At 71.7% G+C, this 19,026-nt stretch carries 19 protein-coding genes; 13 read left to right on the top strand and 6 right to left on the bottom strand.

Features of this window, described 5'->3' with window-relative positions; translation table 11 throughout:
- The first annotated feature begins 45 nt into the window (after positions 1-45).
- The 7 genes from ACFYUV_RS45930 to ACFYUV_RS45960 all read left to right on the top strand — a co-directional run bounded on the left by ACFYUV_RS45930 (position 46) and on the right by ACFYUV_RS45960 (position 7,245).
- Positions 46-633: a hypothetical protein gene (locus tag ACFYUV_RS45930; protein ID WP_387681177.1), complete on the top strand. Its 588-nt coding sequence runs from the start codon at positions 46-48 to the stop codon at positions 631-633.
- A 16-nt stretch (positions 634-649) separates the two neighbouring features.
- The gene (locus ACFYUV_RS45935; protein WP_387681181.1) at positions 650-1,819 is read left to right on the top strand and encodes a sensor histidine kinase; all 1,170 of its coding nucleotides are present in this window, start codon (positions 650-652) and stop codon (positions 1,817-1,819) included.
- Complete coding sequence (locus ACFYUV_RS45940; protein ID WP_357976348.1) at positions 1,816-2,472, top strand: response regulator transcription factor; 657 nt, start codon at positions 1,816-1,818, stop codon at positions 2,470-2,472. Before ACFYUV_RS45935 ends, ACFYUV_RS45940 begins: the two co-directional genes overlap by 4 nt.
- 29 nt (positions 2,473-2,501) lie before the next feature.
- A complete protein-coding gene (locus ACFYUV_RS45945) occupies positions 2,502-2,819 on the top strand; it encodes a DUF3140 domain-containing protein (RefSeq protein WP_387681184.1) in 318 nt (105 codons plus the stop codon).
- A gap of 82 nt (positions 2,820-2,901) precedes the next feature.
- Positions 2,902-3,114, top strand: coding sequence for a hypothetical protein (locus tag ACFYUV_RS45950; RefSeq protein ID WP_352323140.1), 213 nt, complete (start codon positions 2,902-2,904; stop codon positions 3,112-3,114).
- An 86-nt stretch (positions 3,115-3,200) separates the two neighbouring features.
- Positions 3,201-6,056: a BTAD domain-containing putative transcriptional regulator gene (locus tag ACFYUV_RS45955; protein ID WP_387681186.1), complete on the top strand. Its 2,856-nt coding sequence runs from the start codon at positions 3,201-3,203 to the stop codon at positions 6,054-6,056.
- 277 nt (positions 6,057-6,333) lie between these two features.
- Positions 6,334-7,245, top strand: a complete 912-nt coding sequence (locus ACFYUV_RS45960; RefSeq protein ID WP_387681189.1) for a fatty acid desaturase family protein — start codon at positions 6,334-6,336, stop codon at positions 7,243-7,245.
- A 3-nt stretch (positions 7,246-7,248) separates the two neighbouring features.
- Here ACFYUV_RS45960 and ACFYUV_RS45965 read toward each other — a convergent pair whose 3' ends face one another.
- Positions 7,249-7,464, bottom strand: coding sequence for a hypothetical protein (locus tag ACFYUV_RS45965; RefSeq protein WP_358000040.1), 216 nt, complete (start codon positions 7,462-7,464; stop codon positions 7,249-7,251).
- Between the two features lie 47 nt (positions 7,465-7,511).
- Here ACFYUV_RS45965 and ACFYUV_RS45970 point away from each other — a divergent pair, with 47 nt between their 5' ends.
- From ACFYUV_RS45970 to ACFYUV_RS45985, 4 genes are all read left to right on the top strand, one after another.
- Entirely contained in the window at positions 7,512-8,633 is a 1,122-nt protein-coding gene (locus ACFYUV_RS45970; protein ID WP_387681192.1) for a sensor histidine kinase, read from the top strand.
- Positions 8,630-9,298: a response regulator transcription factor gene (locus ACFYUV_RS45975; protein ID WP_352361586.1), complete on the top strand. Its 669-nt coding sequence runs from the start codon at positions 8,630-8,632 to the stop codon at positions 9,296-9,298. The genes ACFYUV_RS45970 and ACFYUV_RS45975 overlap by 4 nt, the downstream gene beginning before the upstream one ends.
- Positions 9,299-9,395: 97 nt before the next feature.
- Positions 9,396-10,646 carry a cytochrome ubiquinol oxidase subunit I gene (locus tag ACFYUV_RS45980; protein ID WP_387681196.1) on the top strand — a complete coding sequence of 417 codons (1,251 nt, stop codon included), beginning with the start codon at positions 9,396-9,398 and terminating at the stop codon, positions 10,644-10,646.
- Positions 10,647-10,657: 11 nt separating this feature from the next.
- Positions 10,658-11,398, top strand: a complete 741-nt coding sequence (locus ACFYUV_RS45985) for a cytochrome d ubiquinol oxidase subunit II (protein WP_387681199.1) — start codon at positions 10,658-10,660, stop codon at positions 11,396-11,398.
- A gap of 41 nt (positions 11,399-11,439) precedes the next feature.
- Here ACFYUV_RS45985 and ACFYUV_RS45990 read toward each other — a convergent pair whose 3' ends face one another.
- The 3 genes from ACFYUV_RS45990 to ACFYUV_RS46000 are packed head-to-tail and all read right to left on the bottom strand — an operon-like array spanning position 11,440 to position 14,722.
- Positions 11,440-13,191: a bifunctional metallophosphatase/5'-nucleotidase gene (locus ACFYUV_RS45990; protein WP_387681202.1), complete on the bottom strand. Its 1,752-nt coding sequence runs from the start codon at positions 13,189-13,191 to the stop codon at positions 11,440-11,442.
- 25 nt (positions 13,192-13,216) lie between these two features.
- Positions 13,217-13,990, bottom strand: a complete 774-nt coding sequence (locus ACFYUV_RS45995; RefSeq protein ID WP_387681205.1) for an alpha/beta fold hydrolase — start codon at positions 13,988-13,990, stop codon at positions 13,217-13,219.
- 9 nt (positions 13,991-13,999) lie between these two features.
- On the bottom strand, positions 14,000-14,722 hold the full coding sequence (locus ACFYUV_RS46000) for an SDR family NAD(P)-dependent oxidoreductase (RefSeq protein ID WP_387681208.1): 723 nt from the start codon (positions 14,720-14,722) through the stop codon (positions 14,000-14,002).
- 67 nt (positions 14,723-14,789) lie between these two features.
- Here ACFYUV_RS46000 and ACFYUV_RS46005 point away from each other — a divergent pair, with 67 nt between their 5' ends.
- Positions 14,790-15,383, top strand: a complete 594-nt coding sequence (locus ACFYUV_RS46005) for a TetR/AcrR family transcriptional regulator (protein WP_387681210.1) — start codon at positions 14,790-14,792, stop codon at positions 15,381-15,383.
- Between the two features lie 88 nt (positions 15,384-15,471).
- Here the strand turns inward: ACFYUV_RS46005 and ACFYUV_RS46010 are convergent, their stop codons facing one another.
- Entirely contained in the window at positions 15,472-17,136 is a 1,665-nt protein-coding gene (locus ACFYUV_RS46010; protein WP_387681213.1) for an alpha-amylase family protein, read from the bottom strand.
- 161 nt (positions 17,137-17,297) lie between these two features.
- Here ACFYUV_RS46010 and ACFYUV_RS46015 point away from each other — a divergent pair, with 161 nt between their 5' ends.
- Positions 17,298-17,759 (top strand): MarR family transcriptional regulator, encoded by a 462-nt coding sequence (locus tag ACFYUV_RS46015; protein WP_358000015.1) that lies wholly within the window; start codon positions 17,298-17,300, stop codon positions 17,757-17,759.
- A gap of 13 nt (positions 17,760-17,772) precedes the next feature.
- Here the strand turns inward: ACFYUV_RS46015 and ACFYUV_RS46020 are convergent, their stop codons facing one another.
- On the bottom strand, positions 17,773-18,885 hold the full coding sequence (locus ACFYUV_RS46020; protein ID WP_387681216.1) for an NAD(P)/FAD-dependent oxidoreductase: 1,113 nt from the start codon (positions 18,883-18,885) through the stop codon (positions 17,773-17,775).
- Positions 18,886-19,026 lie beyond the last annotated feature (141 nt).

Here is a 19,026-nt window from a genome sequence, read left to right on the forward strand (position 1 = left end):
ACCGCAGGATAAGTGCATCGCCCCGCCCCTTGAGGAGACCTCCTGATGAACACCCGCGCCGCCTTCGTGGCCGCCCCGCTGCTCGTCCTGTCGTACGGCGTGTTCCGGATCGTCGACGGCCTGGACGGGAGCCGAGGGCCGGGGTTGGCCTGGACGGCCGGCCATCTCGCCTTTCTTGCCGCTCTTGCCCTGTTCATCGTGATATTTCGGGAAATGTGGCGGATGCTGGGCCGCAACCGCATCGCCACCACCAGCCTCGTGGTCGGCCTGGTGGGCATCGCCTGCGCGGCCGCGCAGTTCGCGATCGACATCGTCGTCGGGTTCATGGCCGCCGACCACGACGCGATGTCCCCGCTGTTCGACCAGGTCCAGGCGGTTCCGGGGGTGTCGCTCGCGGTCTACGCCGCCGGCCCGGTCCTGTTCTACGTCGCCCAGCTGGCCCTGGTCGTCCAGCTCGCCGCGCGGCGGCAGGTCAAGCTCTGGACCCCCGTCCTGGTCATGCTCGACTTCGCCATCCCGATCCTGGAGAAGGACCTGATCCCGCTCGGCGCCGTGTGCATGCTGGTGTCGTTCTGGCCGCTGGCCCGCCGCCAGGCCCAGGCCGGCGCCCGGCCCGTGCTCGTCCATGCGTGAGGAAGAATGGGACCCTGTGTCCGATCTGACGCTTGTCGACGTCCTCCGTCGCCGGCTTCGAGCGCTCCCCCACCTCTGGGTGGACGGGGCGCTCGCCCTGTTGATCGCCCTCGTCCAGGTCTGGCCGCTGATCTCCAGCCATGACTCGCAGGGCGGCAGCTGGGACTGGTGGGGGTACGTGATCGCGATCGGCGCCTCGCTCCCCGTCGTCTGGCGGCGCCGGTGGCCGGTGACCATGCTGATCACCAGCCTGGTCGTGGGCGCGCTCTACGACTTCGCCGACAACGTCGCCCGCCAGCCCATCTGGTACGGCGCCCTGGTCGCCTTCTACACGGTCGCCGCGTACTCGCCCCGCCTGCCCAGGGTCGTCATGCTCGTCGTGACCCTCGTCGGCGGCCTGGCCTCCGTCGGCTCGTGGGAGACCGCGATGCGCGGGGTCGCCCTGTTCACCGCCGCCTACGCCATCGGCCGCGCGGCGGCCACGTCCCGCGCCCACGCCGCCGAGCTGGCCGAGCGCGCGGCCCGGCTCGAAAGGGAGCGTCAGTTGGAAGCCGAGCGCGCGGCCGAACGCGAGCGGGCCAGGATCGCCCGCGACATGCACGACATCCTGGCCCACGCGGTCAGCCTCATGGTGGTCCAGGCCGAGGCGGGGCCCGTCGTGGTGCGCAGCAACCCGGCCAGGGCCGAGGCCGCCTTCGACGCCATCGCCGCCGCGGGCCGGGACGCGATGGTGCAGCTGCGCCGCATGCTCGGCGTACTGAAGGAGGACGAGCCGCAGGCGCCGCGGACGCCGCAGCCGACCCTCGCGGACCTGCCCGCGCTGGCCGGCCAGGTGGCGGGCACCGGCCTGGACGTGCGCTTCGCCGAGTCCGGCGAGCCCCGCCCGATCGGCCCCGACAGCGCGCTGGCCGCCTACCGGATCACGCAGGAAGCGCTCACCAACATCGTCAAGCACTCCGGCGCCGACCGCGCCGAGATCCGGCTCACCTGGGAGGACGACCACCTGATGATCGACGTCACGGACAACGGGCGCGGCGGCGGGCCCGCGCTGCCCTCGGGCGGCAACGGCCTGATCGGCATGCGCGAACGGGCCGCGGCCTGCGGCGGCAGCGCGACCGCCGGCCCCCGCGCGGACGGGCCCGGCTTCGCGGTGTCGGCGCGGCTGCCGCTGGGGGCCGGCCGATGAGCGTGCGCGTCGTGGTGGCCGACGACCAGGAGCTGGTCAGGGGCGGGTTCGCGATGATCCTCGACGCCCAGCCCGACATCTCGGTGGTGGCCGAGGCGGGCGACGGGGTCGAGGCCGTGGCCGCCGTACGGGCCCACGAGCCGGACGTGCTGCTGCTCGACATCCGCATGCCCAGGATGGACGGCATCGAGGCGGCCAGGATCGTGTGCGCCGAGACCGCCTGCCGGGTGCTGATGCTGACCACGTTCGACCTGGACGACTACGTGTTCGACGCGCTGCGCGCGGGCGCGAGCGGGTTCCTGCTGAAGGACGTGCGGCGGGACGACCTGGTGACCGCGGTGCGCGTCGTGGCCGCGGGCGAGTCGCTGCTCGCGCCCACGGTGACCAGGAGGCTGATCGCCGAGTTCACCTCCCGTCCCGCGACGACCGCCGCCCCCGCGCACACGCTGGAGTCGCTGACCGCCAGGGAGCGCGAGACGTTGCAGCTGATCGCGCGCGGCCTGTCCAACGCGGAGATCGCCGAGGCCATGGTGGTCAGCGAGCACACGGTGAAGACGCACGTCAGCAACGTGCTGAGCAAACTGGGGCTGCGCGACCGGGTGCAGGCGGTGATCGCGGCCTACGAGTCGGGGCTGACCGTTCCCGGGGCGTAACGCGAGGGTCGGGCGGGTAGGCGGCCCATATGACTGAGGGTTTCGACACGGACACGCTCTGGGACGAGTTCCACCGGGCGGTCAACATGAACTCAGAGGAGCTGCGCGGCTACCTGCTCGCCGACGCCTCGGACGAGGAGGGCTTCCCTCCCGACCCCGACATGGGCATCGACGAGCTGGGCAGGGGCGTGCTGCACGTCCTGAGCAAGCGGAAGGGCGACCTGACCAAGGCCGACCTGGACGTGATGCGTCAGGTCATCGAGCTGGTCGAGACCATGGGCGACCGGACGGACGACGACTCGCGGCGCGAGCTCATGTCCGTCGGGCACGACCCGCTCAGGGCATAACGCCTCGAATTCAACAAATGGTGGATGTGGGGCGACGCAAAGTGATGAAATGTGCGAAGCCGACTTCGTCCGAGGAGATCCGTTGAGAGACAACCTCGACCTCGCCGCGAGCGCCCAGCAGCTGGCCGACGCCGCCCCGACGGGATCGATCGACCGTGCCGCGGCCTCGTCCGTGGCCATCACCTTGGCCACGACGCGTGACATCGCCGACGCGCGGCAGGCCCTCGACGGGTTGACCCCGGAGGAGGTGCGCCAGGCGGCGCTCACCCTCTTCGACCGGCTCTCGGAGAGCTGAGCGCACTGCGCCGGGCTGCTCGAACCGGGTGAAGGCAGGCGGCCCGCCGGGAACCCGGCATGGCCGCATGCCCGTACGGTGGGGGCATGCGGATCGGGGTCCTGGGGCCGCTCCAGGTGGCTGGGGCCGAGATCGGCGGCGCCCGGGTGCGGGCCCTGCTCGTCCGTCTGGCGCTCGACCCGGGCCGGGTGGTGACCGCCGACCGGCTGATCGACGACCTGTGGCCCGGCGACCCGCCCGCCCATCCGGCCGCGGCGCTCCAGTCGCTGGTGTCGCGGGCCCGCAGGCAGGCGCCTGGGCTGATCTCCTCGCACCCGGCCGGCTACCTGCTGGACGTGCCGCCCGGCGAGGTGGACGCGTCGGCGTTCGAGCGGCTGGTGCGGGCCGGCGACCCGCGCGGCGCGCTGGCGTTGTGGCGCGGGCCCGCGCTGGCGGACGCGGCCGGGCTGGCCTTCGCCGCCGCGCCCGCGGCCCGGCTGGAGGAACTGCGCCTCACGGCCCTGGCCGCCGCGATCACCGCCGACCTGACCGCCGAGCCCGCCTCCGCCCTCGCGGCCGAGCCCGTGGTCGAGCTGGAGGAGCTGGTCGCGGCGCACCGGCTGCGCGAGCCGTTCCACGCCCTGCTCATGCGGGCGCTGGTGGCGCGCGGGCGGCGCGGCGAGGCGCTGGAGGTCTTCGAGCGGATCAGGGCCGACCTGGCCGACGAGCTGGGCGTCGATCCCGGCCCCGAGCTGCGCGCGGCCCACATGGCGGCGTTGCGCGACCCGGCTCCCGCGCCGAGGGGCAACCTGCCCGCCCGGCTGACCGGTTTCGTCGGCCGGGCCGGCGACGTCGCCCGGCTGCACGCCCTGCTGGGCGGCCGGGACGAGCGGCTGGTCACGCTGGTCGGCCCCGGCGGCGTGGGCAAGACCCGCCTGGCGCTGGAGGCGGCCCGCGGTCTCGACGTGCCCGACGGCGTGTGGCTGGTCGAGCTGGCCTCCGCCACGGGGGTGCGGGCCGCGGTCGAGAGCGTGCTGCGGACGACCGACGTGGTCCGGGCGCTGCGCGGCACGTCGCCGCTCATCGTGCTGGACAACTGCGAGCACGTCGTGGAGGAGGCCGCCACGGTCGCGCGGTGGCTGCTGTCGGAGGTCGCCGGACTTCGCGTCCTGGCCACCAGCAGGGAGCCGCTCGACATCCCCGGCGAGGTGCTGCATCCCGTCCTGCCGCTGCCCGAGGCCGCGGAGCTGTTCCTGGCGCGGGCCGCGGCGGCCCGGCCCGGCCTGGAGGTGAGCGCGGCCGACGCCGGGCGCGTCTGCCGGGAGCTCGACGGCATCCCGCTGGCGATCGAGCTGGCCGCCGCCCGGCTGCGCACGATGCCGGTGTCCGTGCTGGTCCGGCAGCTCGGCGACCGGCTGGCCTTCCGCGGGGGGCGTACGTCAGAGCCGCGCCATCGCACGTTGCGCGACGTCATCGACTGGAGCTGGAACCTGCTGTCGGCGTCCGAGCGCGAGCTGCTGCGCGGGCTGACGGTCTTCTCCGGCGGCGCGACGTACGAGGCCGTCGCGGAGGTGTGCGGCGGCGACCCGGACGATCTCGCCTCGCTCGTGGACAAGTCGCTCGTCTCGGTCTCCGGCGAGCGCTACTCGATGCTGGCCACCATCAGGCAGTACGCCGCCGCCGACCTGCCCGCCCTCCGGCAGGCCCACGCCCGCTACTACACCCGGCTGGCCGAGACCGCCGATCCACTCCTGCGTACCGGCGAGCAGCTCGCCTGGCTGGAGGTGCTGGACGCCGAGCAGGACAACCTCGACGCCGCGCTGCGCCACTCCGACGACCCGCTCAGGCTGATCCTGCCCCGGTTCTGGCCCTGGATCATGCGCGGACGGCGGCGCGAGATGAGCGAGCGGGCGGCGGCCGTGCTGCGCCGGGTCGGTGACGTGCCGCCGCCGGGACGCGAGCTGGCGCACGGGCTGTGCCGGGTGCTCACGGGCGGCGAGCCGACCCCGGCGGTGCTCGACTCCGACCATCCCGCCGCGCTGAACTTCTGGGCCATGAGCGGCGCGCAACGCCCGCCCGACGACGTCGTCGAGCTCACCGAGGACGTCGTCGAGCGCCTGCGCGACTCCCCCGACCTGTGGACGCGCTCGGCCGCGCTGCTGGTCGGCGGCATCGTCCGGTTCGAGTACGGCACGGTCGCGGGGGCGCAGGACCTGCTCGGCCCGGCGCTCGACGGCTTCCGCCGCACCGGCGACCGCTGGGGCCAGTGGGCCTGCCTCTACTGGTTGTCGCTGGTCGCCGAGAACCGGGGCGACTTCGCCGCCGCGCTCGCCCGTGCCGAGGAGCCGGGACGCCTGGCCGCGGAGCTGTCGGGGCTGGACGCGCCGTTCGGCCCGATGACGTTCCTGCTCCGGCTCGGGCAGCTCAAGGCGCGGGCGGGCGACCACGAGGGGGCCGCGACCACGCTGGCGGAGGCGTGGCGATCGGCGCTGCGGGCCGAGGACGCGGTGACCCAGGCCAGGGTCCTGCACGCCCGCGCCGAGCTGGCCCGGCGCACCGGCGATCGGTCGGAGGCGGCCCGGCTGCTCGACCGCGCGCTGACCCTGGACAACGGCGACGGGCCCGCGCAGTTCAGGGCGTTCATGCAGGTCGAGCTGGCCCGCGTGGCGGAGCCCGGGCCGCCGCTGCGCACGGCGCTGGAGCTGATGGAGACCTGCGGCGACCGGACGGCCCGCGCGACCGTGCTGGAAGGCGTCGCCGAGCACCTGCCGCCCCGGCCGGCGGCCGAGCTGCTGGGCGCGGCCCGCGCGCTGCGCGGCGTCACCGGCTCCGTCGACCCCGCCGTGGTGGCCCTGTTCGGATGGTGCCGCTCCGCCCTCGGCCCCGACGCCTTCCACGAGGCTCTGACCAGCGGAGCGGCGCTGCCGGACCCGGAGCGGCACGCACTGTCCCTGCTCGGCTGAGCCCGTCGCGTACGCGGCATGCGCCGCCGGGCCATATGGTCGGGGAAGAGGCCACGGAAACCGACGACGAACCCCTTCTCCGCCGCTCCCCGGACGAGCATGGAACACCTTCCGGTTTCGCGGCGGATACGCCAGGGTTGTGGCAACTTTCCACCGCAATGTGAGGAGATCTGTGGCCAGTCCAAGTGTGGTCGACACCCGGGGCAGTGACTTCGCCCGACTAGCCCGCCGAATCTCTGACGCCGGTCTCCTCGACCGGCGTCCGGTCTATTACGCGGTGCGGCTGACCATCGTGGTCGCCGCGTACCTCGGCTGCTGGGCGTTGTTCGCCTGGGTGGGCGACTCGTGGTGGCAACTGCTCGTCGCGGTCGCGCTGGCCGTGGTCTTCGCGCAGATCGGCTTCGTCTCCCACGACCTGGGCCACCGCCAGGTGTTCAGGAAGCGGCGGCCGAGCGACGTGACCGGTCTCCTGCTGGGGAACCTCGGCATCGGCCTGGGCTGGGGATGGTGGACCAGCAAGCACAACCGCCACCACGCCAACCCCAACCACGAGGACCACGACCCGGACGTCTCACCCGCGGTGATCGTCTGGTCGGACGACCAGGTGGCGCGGAGCGCGGGCCTGCCGCGGGCCGTCGCGAGGTACCAGGCGTTCCTGTTCTTCCCGCTGCTCACCCTTGAGGCCTGGCACCTGCACATCGCCAGCTTCAAGGCGCTGCTCGCCCCGGCGGCCAAGCGGCCGTGGGCGGAGCTGGCGCTGCTGACCACCCACTTCGTGCTCTACTTCGGCGCGGTCTTCGCCGTGCTGCCGTTCGGCAAGGCGCTGGTGTTCCTGGCCGTGCATCAGGGGCTGTTCGGCCTCTACCTGGGCTCCACGTTCGCGCCCAACCACAAGGGCATGCCCGTCCTGACCAAGGACGACAAGCTGGACTTCCTTCGCAAGCAGGTGCTGACCTCCCGCAACGTCAGGGGCGGCCTGTTCACCGACGTGGCGCTCGGCCAGCTCAACTACCAGATCGAGCACCACCTGTTCCCGAACATGCCCGCGCCCAACCTGCGCAAGGCGCAGCCCATCGTCGAGAGCTACTGCGCCGAGGTCGGCGTCAGCTACCTGCAGACCGGGCTCGTCGCCTCCTACGGCCAGGCCCTGCGCCACCTGCACGAGGTGGGCGCTCCGCTGCGCCGCTGAGCCTCAGCCCTCCTCCTCGACCCGCCTCTCCAGATCGGCACGGCGTCGTTCGAGGTCGGCGATCAGCTCGGACTGCTCGTCGGCCTGGGCGATCATGGCCGCGGTCTCGATCTGGTCGGTCGCGCCCATGGTGCCCACCTGGTCGCGCACGTCCTGGTTCTCCGCCTTCAGCCGGGCCAGGTCCTCTTCGACCTGCCGGAGCTCATCCTTGGTACTCATCTCGGTCAACTACCCCATCACTCGCACGACCATACAAAATGGAGCACATGCGTAGATTGTCGGCGAGCACCGCGGTGTCCCTCGTGGTGGTCGCCGTCGCGCTCGTCGGCACCCTGGTCGCCGGGCTCAGGAGCGAGCAGTCTCCCAGCGCGCTCGACGTGGTGCTGCCGATCGTGTCGTGCGGCGCGCTGCTGTTGCGGCGGCGCCTTCCCGTCACGTCGCTGATCGTGGTCGTCGTGGCGGTGTCCGCCTACTATCCGCTCGCCCGGTTCGACGGGCCGCTGGTCGTGCTGGTGTTCGTGGCCCTCTACACCGCCGCCGACCAGGGACGGCTGGCCGCCGCGATCGCCACCGGGGCCGCCGTGCTGCTGGCGATGGGGTTCGGCGAGTCCCACGGGTCCAGGCACGTGGACGACGGCACGTTCGGCGCGATCACCGGCTGGGTGGTGGCCGCCATCGCGTTCGGCGGGGTCACCAGGAACCGCCGGGCGTACCTGCTGGAGGCGCAGCGGCGCGCGCTGGACGCCGAGCACTCCAAGGAGGAGGAGGCCAGGCGGCGCGAGAGCGAGGAACGGCTGCGCATCGCCAGGGAGCTGCACGACGTGCTCGGGCACAACATCTCCATGATCAACGTGCAGGCGTCGGCCGCGCTGCACGGGCTGGCCAGGCGTCCCGAGAAGGCCGAGGCCGCGCTGCGGACCATCAAGGAGACCAGCAAGGAGACGCTGCGCGAGCTGCGCACCACGCTGGGGGTGCTGCGCCAGGTGGACGAGGACGCGCCGACCAGGCCCGCGGACAGCCTGGCGCGGCTGCCGGACCTGGTCGCGGCCTCGGGGCTGGAGGTGGCCGTCGAGCCGTCCGGGCCCTTGGACGCCGTGCCGACCGAGGTCGACCTGGCCGCCGCCCGCATCATCAGGGAGTCGCTGACCAACGTCGCCCGCCACTCCGGCACGGCGAAGGCCACCCTCTCGGTCAGCAACTCCTCAGGGAACATCCTGATCCGGGTCGAGGACGACGGCCCGGGCGCCACGTACACCGAAGGCAGCGGCTTCGGCCTGCAGGGCATGCGCGAGCGCGCCGCCGCGCTCGGCGGCGACCTGGAGGCCGGCCCGCGCCCCGAAGGCGGCTTCCGCGTCGTCGCCCGCCTGCCACTGAACGGAGCCCGATGATCCGCGTACTGCTCGCCGACGACCAGACCCTGGTCCGCGCCGGATTCCGGTCGATACTCTCCGACGAGGACGACATCGAGGTCGTCGGCGAGGCCGGCACCGGCGCGGCGGCCGTGGCGGGCGCCCACGAGCACCGGCCCGACGTGGTGCTCATGGACATCCGCATGCCCGAGCTCGACGGCCTGGAGGCCACCCGGCGCATCGCCGGCGACCCGCGGCTCGACGGCGTCAAGGTCATCATCCTGACCACCTTCGACCTGGACGACTACGTCTACGGCGCGCTGCGCGCGGGCGCGGGCGGGTTCCTGGTCAAGGACACCGAGCCGGCCGAGCTGATCCACGCGGTCCGGGTCGTGGCCAGGGGCGACGCGCTGATCTCGCCGTCGGTGACGCGGCGGCTGATCGCGGAGTTCGCCGGCCGCGTCAAGCGGCCGGAGCCGGGCCCCGAGCTCAACGCGCTCACCGAACGCGAGCGGGAGGTCATGGGCCTGGTGGCGGCCGGGCTGTCCAACGACGAGATCGCCGCCCGGCTCGTGCTCAGCCCCGCCACGGCGAAGACGCACGTCAGCCGCATCATGACCAAGCTCGGCGTGCGCGACAGGGCCCAGCTCGTGGTGGTCGCCTACGAGGCCGGGATGATCACGCCGGGCTGGCTTACAACCTGAGTCGTACGACTTCAGTGATCTTCGGCCCGGGGTTGTACGCCGGATTGCAGACCGGAGGCTGACGCGGCGGAGCAGGCCGTGACGCCAAGCTCTCGGCATGGACACCGTCGACCTCGCCCGGCTGCAGTTCGCGTTCACCGCGGGCGCGCACTTCCTCTTCGTCGCGCTGACGCTCGGCCTGGCGACGCTGGTGGCCGTCGTCCAGACCCGGGCCACGTTCAGCGGCGACCCCGTCCACCTGCGGATGACGAGGTTCTGGGGGCAGCTCTACCTCATCAACTACGCCATGGGCATCGTCACCGGGCTGGTCATGGAGTTCCAGCTCGGGCTGTCGTGGAGCGGGCTGACCGACTACGCGGGCAACGTCTTCGGCGCCTCGCTGGCGATCGAGACGCTGGTGGCCTTCTTCGTCGAGGCCACGTTCCTGGGCCTGTGGATCTTCGGCTGGAACCGGCTGAACCGCTGGGCGCACCTGGCGCTGATCTGGGTCGTCACGCTCACCGCGTACGCGTCCGCGTTCTGGATCATGATCTCCAACGGCTTCCTGCAGAACCCGGTCGGTCACGCCGTCGAGGGCGGCAGGCTGCGGCTGACCGACTTCGGGGCGATGATCGCCAACCCGGCCGCGCAGATCGCGTTCGGGCACGTCATCGGCGGCGCGATGATCGTCGGCGGGTTCTTCATGGCCGGGGTGAGCGCCTACCACCTGCGCAGACGCACGGCTGAGCAGGACCTGTTCAGGAAGTCGCTGCGGATCGGCGTCGGCGTCGCGCTGCCGGCCTCGTTCTTCACGGTGACGTTCGGCGGGCTCGGGTTCCAGACCCTCCAGCCGTCCAAGGCGGCGGCCTGGACGGGCCAGGCCGAGCGGCTGGCCGCCGTGCAGGCGGACATGACGGCCAGGTTCGGGCCGGGCGACTACCTGCCGCCGACCGGCCTGGTGCAGGGGGCCGGCATCACGATGATGATCCTCTGGGTGGTGATGACCGTCGTGGCGGGGCTGAGCCTGCTGCTGATGTTCTTCCGGCCGGTCGTGCGCGGCTTCCGGGCCTGGCACTGGCTGCTGACGCTGATGATCCCCGTGCCGTTCGTCACCATGCTCGCCGGGTGGACCTTCCGCGAGGTGGGGCGGCAGCCGTGGGTGGTCTACGGGCTGCTGCGCACGTCCGAGGCCATGTCGCCGGTGACGGCGGGCGAGATGCGGCTGTCGCTGACGGCGTTCGTGTCGGTGTTCACGGTGCTGATCGCGGTCAACTACTGGCTGCTGGCCCGGGCGGCCAGGCGCGGGCCCGGCGCGGTCGCGCTCGGCGCCCTTCCGGCCGAGACCCCCGTCCCCGTCCCCGCGTTCTGAAGGAGCCGATCATGGAGATCTTCGTCCTGGCCTTCTTCGCCCTCGGCTACCTCGTGCTGGGCGGGGCCGACATCGGGGTCGGCATGGCGCTGCCGTACCTCGGGCGGTCGGCGGGCGAGCGGCGCGAGGTGATCGCCGCCATCGCGCCGTTCTTCCTCGGCAACGAGGTGTGGCTGGTGGCCTCGGCCGGTGTGCTCGCGGGGCTCTTCCCCGATCTGGAGGGCCATCTCCTGAGCGGCAACTACGCGGTGGTCGTCGCGCTGCTCGTCTCGTGGGTGGTCAGGGACATGGGCCTGTGGCTGCGCGGGCGGGTGCCCGGCGCGCGCTGGCAGGCGTTCTGGGACGGCGGGATCGTGGCCGGGAGCTGGGGGCTCGCGCTGAGCTGGGGGCTGCTGCTCGCCGAGGTGCTGCTCGGCATCCAGGGGCCGCTCGTGCTGCTGGCCGCGCTGGTGGTGGCGGCGCTGTTCGCGGTGCACGGGCTGGCGTTCGCGGCGCTGCGGCTGCGCGGATCGTTGCGGGAGCGGGCCGGGGTGTTGTCCGGCGAGGCGGGCGAGGGCCGCACGTACGCGCTGACGGCCGGTGCGCTGCTGGTGGTCGGGGTGCTGGCCGGGCTGCGGCTGCCGCTGGTGGCGGGGTCGTCGGGGGCGCTGCTGACGCCGGTGATCCTCGTCCTGATCCCGCTGCTGGTGGCCTCGCAGGGGTGGGTGTGGTGGACGTTCCGGCACCGGGTCAGCGGGCCCTCGTACCTGTGACCAGGCGGGTGACCCTGGTGGAGCACCCGCCTGGCGTCGGGTCAGAACAGCGGAGCGCCGTCGCGGGTCAGCCGCCAGTTGGCGGAGGCGAAGTCGGCGGGGTTGATCGTGCCCTTGGCGGTGGCGTACTCGATCAGCGCCTGGCGGATCTCCACCTGCGCGTTGTACAGCACGGGAGCGGTGGTGACGTGCGGGAAGCCGCCGCCGCCCGACTGGCGGTAGTTGTTGATCGCGACCACGAACTCCTTGCCGGCCGGGATCGGCGCGCCCTCGAAGGTGAGGTTGGCGACGCGCTGCCCGGCGGGCTTGGCCACGTCGATGTCGTAGGAGACGCCCGAGAGCTGGTCGTAGTTGTAGTCCGGGGTGTTGCCGGCGTTGGTCAGCTTGGTGACGTCCACCGGGTCGCCCGGGTTGAGCTGGTTGAAGTACCGGGCCGAGTACTCCAGGTAGTCCTTGATCTGGGCGCCGGTCAGCTTGATCGCCAGCAGCGTGTTGTCGTAGACGTAGAGCCCGGCCACGTCCCTGACCCGCACGTCACCGGCGGGGAAGACGGCGGTGCGGCTGAACGGCGCGGCGATCGACAACACCGGCAGCGTGTTGCCCGGCAGGGCGGCCTTCACCGTCTCGGTCTGCACCTGCTGGATGTAGTCGAGGATCGGCGTGTCCTTGTACGGCGACTCGGCCGCCGACAGCTCCTCGGCCGACTTGGCGACGACCTTGTTGACGTAGCCCACCGTGGTGTCGTGCTGCGGCTTGAGCAGCGAGACGATCTTCGGGTCCTCCGTCACCGTGTTGGTGTTGAGCGTGGCCGAGCTCTTGCCGGTGACGACCCACTTCCCGCGCTGCTTGGCGAGGGTGAAGTCGAGCCGCGACAGGCGCTGGCCCCACTTGCCCGGCTCGGTGAGCAGCACCTGCTGCCCGGTGGTCCTGTTGGTCACGAAGCGCTGGGCGACCTCGTTGTGCGCGTGCCCGAACAGCACCGCGTCGATGCCCGGCACCTGCTCGGCGACCATCGCCGAGGCGTTCTCCACGGGCAGGTCGGTGCCGTAGGAGGACATGCCGCTGTCGCCCGCGTGCGCGGTCACCACGACCACGTCCGCGCCGAGGCCGCGGATGACCGGCACCCACTTCCTGGCCGACTCGACCAGGTCGGTGAAGCGCAGCCTGCCCTCGACGTTCGCCTTGTCCCAGATGGCCACGCCGGGGTTGGTCAGGCCGAGCACGCCGACCTTGATCGGCTTGTCGCCCCTGACCTTCATACTCTTGATCACGAATGGCCGGTACGCCGGCAGCCCGCTCCCGGCGTGCACGGCGTTGGCGCCCAGCACCGGCGCCCGCATCTGCCTGATCCAGGTGGCCAGCAGCGGCAGACCGTAGTTGAACTCGTGGTTCCCGAGGGTGACGGCGTCGTAGCCGATGGCGTTCATGGCCTTGGCCATCGGGTGGGTCTGCCCGGTCTCGGTGATCGGCTCGACCTTGGCGTAGTAGTAGGCCAGGGGCGTGCCCTGGATCGTGTCACCCGAGTCGAACAGCAGCGTGTGGTCCGCCCCGCGCTCGGCCCTGACCTTGTTGACCAGCGACGACACCTGGGCCAGGCCGATGGTGTTGCCCTGCTTGTCGGCGTAGGCGGCGTCCTTGAAGTAGTCCCAGTTGAGGGCGTTGCTGTGGATGTCCGACGTCCCCATCACGGTGACGGTGACGCTCTTGTCCCCGCTCGCGTGGGCGGGGAGCGCCACCAGGGCCAGCGCGGTCAGCGCGGCGGCCCCTGTGGCGGCGAGCTTCTTGGTCTGCATGTGCCTGGAGGGTAACCAGGACAAATTACTCGTTGGTTACGAAATCGCGGATCAAGGCTGTCACCTCTTCGGGACGTTCGTGTAGCACCACATGCCCGCTGTCCAGCTCGGCGTAACGGCTGCCGGGCAACGCGGCGTGCAGGGCGCGGGCGTGCCCGACCGGGACGAGGTGGTCCTGCGTGCAGCCGATCACCAGCGTGGGCGCGGTGATGCTGGGGAGCAGGTCCCTGATGTCGGTCCTGAGGTCCAGCTCGATCTGGCGCACCGTGCCGGGGGGCGGGTCGCCGGCCATCATGGCCTTCAGGCCGTCCTCGCCCTGGCCGCTCACGAAGGCCGGGCTGAAGCCGACCAGCGGGGCGTACGCCGCGAAGCTCTCGGGGTCGGTGGCCGCCAGCCGGGCCCAGGTGCGCAGGCCGAGCCGGAGCCGGGGGTCGCCGGCGTGCGTCCAGCCGGCGATGAGCACCAGCCGCCTGACCAGCTCGGGACGCCGGGCGGCGACCCCCGCCGCCACTACCGCGCCCAGCGAGAAGCCGACCAGGTCGGCCGGGCCGCCCTCGGGGAAGGTCGCCGCGACCTGCTCGATCAGCAGGTCGAGCGTGAGGTCGCCGCCGGGGTCGGCGGTCTCGCCGCTGCCGGCGTAGTCGGGGGTGATCACCGTGCGGATGTCGGTGAGGTTCTGGACGAGGTGGCCGTAGTTGCTGACGGCGTCGCCGCCGGTGCCGTGCACCATGACCAGGCCGGGGCCGCTGCCCGCCCGGTTGAAGTGCACGTGTCCGCCGTCGTGGACGACTGTGGGCATGGGGGTCTCCTAGAGGTTTCCGCCGCCGGTGGCGTCGAGGGTGGTGCCGGTGATGAAGCTCGCCGCGGGCGAGGCGGCGAACGCGACCACGTCGGCGATCTCGCCGGGCTCGCCGATGCGGTTGAGCGCGTGCCTGCTCGCCGCGTACGCGCGGGCCCCGGGCTCGCTCAGCCAGCCCGCGTTGACGTCGGTGTCGATGATGCCGGGCGCGACGTTGTTGACCGTGATGCCGCGCGGCCCCAGCTCCTTGGCCAGGGCCAGCGTGAACACCTGGACCGCGCCCTTGGTCATCGCGTACGCGATGCCCTCGGGATAGGCGATGCGGGCCGCGCCGGAGGTGATGTTCACGATGCGGCCGCCGTCGGGGATCAGCGGCAGCACCTGCCGGGTGAGGAAGAACAGGCCCTTGACGTTGACCGCGAACAGCCGGTCGTAGCCCTCCTCCGTCTCCTGCGCGAGCGGCTTGGACAGGCCGATGCCGGCGTTGTTGACCAGCACGTCGAGCACGTCGGTCTCCTCGGCCACCCGGCGGGCGAGCCGCTCGACCTCCTCGGGCACGCCCAGGTCGGCCCGCACGGCCACGGCGTTCGCCCCGATCAGCCCGACGACCTCCTCGGCCGCGGCGGCGTCCCTGGCGTAGTTCACGATCACGCGGAACCCGTCCTTGGCCAGGCGCAGCGCGATGGCCCGGCCGATGCCCCTGCCGGCGCCCGTCACCAGGGCAGTCCTCATCGCTCGAATCCTTTCTTTAGCGATCGATACAGAAACCATAACATAGCGATCGCTATAGAATGGGCGCATGGCGAGGCAGCGGGCATTCGACAGGGACACGGCACTGGAGAGCGCGCTGCGCGCGTTCTGGGAGCACGGCTACGAGGCGACCTCGATCGCGGCGCTGACCGCCGCCATGGGCATCAGGCCCCCCAGCCTGTACGCGGCCTTCGGCGACAAACGGCGGCTGTTCGAGGAGGCGGTGCGCCGCTACCAGCTCACCCACGGCGCGTTCACCACCAGGGCGCTCGCCGAAGAGCCCACCGGCCGCCAGGCCGTCGAACGCGTGCTGCGCGAGTCGGCCGCCGAGTACACGAACGCGGACCACCCGCCCGGCTGCCTGATCATCAGCGCCGCGGTCAACTGCGGGCCGGAGTCCGCCGACGTGGCGGAGTTGCTGCGCGGGTTCAGGGAGGCGGCGAAGGCGGCGATCAGGAGGCGCGTGGACGACGACGTGGCGGCCGGCCGGCTGGCCCCCGGCACCGACACGGAAGCCCTGGCCACCTTCTTCGCGTCGGTGATCCAGGGCATGTCCACGCAGTCCCGCGACGGCGCCTCCTACGCCGGCCTGCTGGGGGTCGCCGAACTCGCCATGGCGGCCTACCCGCCGCCCGCGCACTGACGGCCGCGCGAAGGCCGCACAGCCGCCCGGCGCACAAGAACCTGACCCGCGCGGCCGCCCGGCTCGTGAAGGCTTTCGCGCGTCCGGATTATTGCGACATGACGCCCGCGTCCTCCGGCGGCAGCTCGGGGGGCGAGGCGCGCAGCCAGCGGCAGCCGTGCGGTCCCAGCGCGAGCTTGGCCGTGCCGTCGGCCGACACCTTGATCGTGCCGTCCACCAGCAGGTCCGTGAGGTCGCAGTTCTCCAGGCCGTCCAGCCGCAGCTCGACGTCCCTGGCCGTGTCGCACAGGTTGTGGGCGACCACGACCGTCGCGCCGTCGGCGTCGCAGCGGTGCGAGAAGATCGCGTCGTCGCCGGTGTCCAGCACCGTGTACTGCCCCCAGGCCAGCTCAGGGCATTCGCGGTACCGCTCGATGAGGAGCTGGAACCAGCGCAGCAGCGAGTCGGTGTCGCGTTTCTGGTCGGCCACGTTGACCCGGTCGGGCGCGAACGAGCCCTCGGGGATCTCGCGGACCGTCTCCTCCTTCTGGCTGAAGCCGCCGTCCTCGGACCACTGCATGGGGATGCGGACGGCCATCCGCCCCTCTTCGTCCAGGTTCTCCCCCATGCCGATCTCCTCGCCGTAGAAGATCACGGGGGTGCCGGGAAGGGAGAACAGCAGGCTGTAGGCCATCTTGATGCGCCGCAGGTCGCCGCCGAACATCGTGGGCAGCCGCCGCCGCAGCCCGCGGCCGAAGATCTGCATGTCCTTACGGGGGCCGAACGCCTCGAAGATCTCCTGGCGTTCCTCTTCGGTGAGCTTGTCGAGAGTCAGTTCGTCGTGGTTGCGGAGGAACATCGCCCATTGACAGTCCTTGGGGGCCCGGGGGCGTTCCTGCAGGGCGTCCATCAGGGGGCGGGCGTTGTTACGGGCGAAGGAGAGCCAGCTGTTCTGCATGCCGATGAAGTCGAAGCACATGGTGATCTGGTCACCGAGCCCTTCACCGAAGTACCGCAGTAACTCCTTGTAGGGCAGGTTGACCTCGCCCAGCAGGATCGAGCCGCCCTTGCGCCTGGTCATGAAGGCCCGCAGGTCGGCCAGGAACTCGTGCGGGTTGGCCAGCTTGGGGTTGACGTTCTCGATGAGGAACGGCACCGCGTCCACCCGGAAGCCCGACAGGCCGAGCTCCATCCAGAAGCCGAGGATGCGGGTGATCTCGTCCCTGACCTCGGGGTTGCCGACGTTCAGGTCCGGCTGGTGACGGTAGAAGCTGTGCAGGTAGTACTGGCCGCTGCCCTCGTCGTACTGCCAGATGGAGTCCTCCTTGTCGGGGAAGACCACCTGTTTCGGGTCGTCGGGCTCGGGGGTGTCGGACCAGACGTACCAGTCGCGCATCGGCGAGTCCTTGCTCCTGCGCGACTCCTTGAACCAGGGGTGCTGGTCCGAGGTGTGGTTGACGACCAGGTCCGCGATCACCCGCAGGCCCCGGTCGTTGGCGGTCCGCATGAACTCCACGAAGTCGCCCAGGGTCCCCAGCCGGGGGTCGATGCTGTAGAAGTCGGTGATGTCGTAACCGTCGTCCCGGTTGGGGGTGGGGAAGAACGGCATCAGCCAGAGGCAGGTCACGCCGAGACCCGCGAGGTAGTCGATCTGCTGGGTCAAGCCGCGGAAGTCGCCCACACCGTCGCCGTTACCGTCCTTGAACGTCTCCACGTCCAGGCAGTACACGACGGCGTTCTTCCACCAGACGTCGGAGGTGTACGTCAGTCGCATGGCGGGCCTGCTACCCACCCGACCAGAAGAAATGTCCTTTTGGTGGTTTGCGTCCGGTTCTAATCCCGTGACCTCGGGCCACCAGGGCATTGCCGAGCCCGAGCAGCCGTGCGGATCCCACGCAAATAGTTCGGGAGCCGAACTGATGGTAACCTGATCTCATGGCCAAGCCCGAGGAGCAGCTGGGAGTCGTCTCCGCCCTGGTGCGCTCGACCTTCCTGGTCAACGCCGTCTACGCCGAGTCCGCCCGCGCGTACGGGCTGACCTCCCAGCAGGGCCAGCTCCTGTGCGTGCTGATGGCCCAGCCGTACGGGATGAGCGAGCTGGGCGCGATGTTGCGCCTGGCCAAGTCGAGCCTCACCGAGCTGGTCGACCGCACCGCGCAGCGCGGCATGGTGCGCCGCGAGCCCAACCCCGCCGACCGGCGCGCCGTCCAGGTCACGCTGACCGAGGAGGGCGCCAAGCTCGCCGACGAGTTCTACACCGAGGCGTGCCGGCGCATCGACGAGCTTCCGTCGGGGCTCGACGAGGCCGAGCGCGCCACGCTCGCCGACCTGCTCTCCCGCCTGGTGCGGGACAACAACGCCCCCACGGTCTTCATCGAGCGCGCCGACACCCCCTGACCGCCGCGCGCGGTCACACCCCGGCCGGCGCCGGCTCGCCGGCGACCCCGAACAGCTCGGCGAACCGTCCGGTGAACAGGTCCCGGCCCTTGTAGTCGGCCACCGACTCGGCCGGCAGCACGATCGGCCCCTCGGGCGAGGGGAGCTGGCCGACGCCCCCTTCGGCCCCCAGCGGCAGCAGCACGAACGGCAGCGGCGAGGGCCGGTACACCGACGAGGGCCGCTCGCCGCGCAGCTGGGCGATGATGTTCGCGGCCACGACCTCGGCGTGCTGCATCGCGTTCCCGGCCATCTTGGCCTCGGCCAGGTCGGTGATGTCGCCGATCGCGTAGACGTGCTCGTGGCCCTCGACGTTGAGCCGTTCGGTCACCCGTACGTGGCCGCGGGGCGTGCGCGCGTCGCCGAGGTCGCCGTCGAGGTAGCCGGTCCGGACGCGCACGCCGTACGCGCGGAACCAGATGTCGGCCGACAGCTCCCCCGCCGTGGACCCGACGGTGAACGGCCCGGCCCGCCCCGGCCCGGTGGGCGGCTCGGCGTCCAGCGTGGTGCCGAGCAGCAGCTCCACCCCCAGCTCGGCGAGCTGCCTGCGCAGGTCGGCGCGCACCTGCGGCTCGAACGCCGGCAGCAGCTCCGTGCCGTGATCGACGATCGTGACCCGCTTGTCCGGCCACACGGCCTTGATCTCCCCGGCCAGCTCCAGCCCGACCGGCCCGGCCCCGGCGATCAGCACCCGCCCGGCCCCCGCCAGCTCCCCGTGGACGGCGTGGATGCGCTCCCGCGCCTGCCCGGCCAGGTCGTCCTCGAACTTGAACGGGAAGGGGTACCCCGACCCGGTGGCCAGCACGAGGTAGTCGGCCTCCACCCGTTCCCCGGACGCCAGCAGCACGCCCCGCGAATCCACCGAGACCGCCCGCTCGCGGACGATCCGGCCACGCTCCATCAACCGGTCGTAGGGGAAGAACATCTTCCCGGCCCATTCCGGCCGGGCCAGCGCCCGCATGGACGCGGCGTTCTGGACGAAGGCGTCCTTGGGCTCGATGAGCACGACGTCCGCGTGCTCGTCCAGCGCCTTGGCGGCCGCCGCGCCGCCGTAACCACCACCGATGATCGCCACAGTACGGCTCATGGTGCACATCTCCCATCGGGACCACAGCTCGTTCGTATTACGAACCATAATAGTTCGTAACCCGAACCGCAACTGCCCGAAAGTTCTCCGTCCCGGCGCGATGAGTTCCGGCGGCCCCGCCGGTACGTATCCGTGAACCTG

The sequence above is a fragment of the Nonomuraea sp. NPDC003560 genome, from assembly GCF_042878785.1.
GTDB lineage: Bacteria > Actinomycetota > Actinomycetes > Streptosporangiales > Streptosporangiaceae > Nonomuraea.

Coding starts and splice junctions, on each gene's coding strand:
- ACFYUV_RS45930 (WP_387681177.1), top strand. CDS start 46: ATGAACACCCGCGCCGCCTTCGTGGCCGCCCCGCTGCTCGTCCTGTCG.
- ACFYUV_RS45940 (WP_357976348.1), top strand. CDS start 1,816: ATGAGCGTGCGCGTCGTGGTGGCCGACGACCAGGAGCTGGTCAGGGGC.
- ACFYUV_RS45945 (WP_387681184.1), top strand. CDS start 2,502: ATGACTGAGGGTTTCGACACGGACACGCTCTGGGACGAGTTCCACCGG.
- ACFYUV_RS45955 (WP_387681186.1), top strand. CDS start 3,201: ATGCGGATCGGGGTCCTGGGGCCGCTCCAGGTGGCTGGGGCCGAGATC.
- ACFYUV_RS45965 (WP_358000040.1), bottom strand. CDS start 7,464: ATGAGTACCAAGGATGAGCTCCGGCAGGTCGAAGAGGACCTGGCCCGG.
- ACFYUV_RS45970 (WP_387681192.1), top strand. CDS start 7,512: ATGCGTAGATTGTCGGCGAGCACCGCGGTGTCCCTCGTGGTGGTCGCC.
- ACFYUV_RS45975 (WP_352361586.1), top strand. CDS start 8,630: ATGATCCGCGTACTGCTCGCCGACGACCAGACCCTGGTCCGCGCCGGA.
- ACFYUV_RS45980 (WP_387681196.1), top strand. CDS start 9,396: ATGGACACCGTCGACCTCGCCCGGCTGCAGTTCGCGTTCACCGCGGGC.
- ACFYUV_RS45985 (WP_387681199.1), top strand. CDS start 10,658: ATGGAGATCTTCGTCCTGGCCTTCTTCGCCCTCGGCTACCTCGTGCTG.
- ACFYUV_RS45990 (WP_387681202.1), bottom strand. CDS start 13,191: ATGCAGACCAAGAAGCTCGCCGCCACAGGGGCCGCCGCGCTGACCGCG.
- ACFYUV_RS45995 (WP_387681205.1), bottom strand. CDS start 13,990: ATGCCCACAGTCGTCCACGACGGCGGACACGTGCACTTCAACCGGGCG.
- ACFYUV_RS46000 (WP_387681208.1), bottom strand. CDS start 14,722: ATGAGGACTGCCCTGGTGACGGGCGCCGGCAGGGGCATCGGCCGGGCC.
- ACFYUV_RS46005 (WP_387681210.1), top strand. CDS start 14,790: ATGGCGAGGCAGCGGGCATTCGACAGGGACACGGCACTGGAGAGCGCG.
- ACFYUV_RS46010 (WP_387681213.1), bottom strand. CDS start 17,136: ATGCGACTGACGTACACCTCCGACGTCTGGTGGAAGAACGCCGTCGTG.
- ACFYUV_RS46015 (WP_358000015.1), top strand. CDS start 17,298: ATGGCCAAGCCCGAGGAGCAGCTGGGAGTCGTCTCCGCCCTGGTGCGC.
- ACFYUV_RS46020 (WP_387681216.1), bottom strand. CDS start 18,885: ATGAGCCGTACTGTGGCGATCATCGGTGGTGGTTACGGCGGCGCGGCG.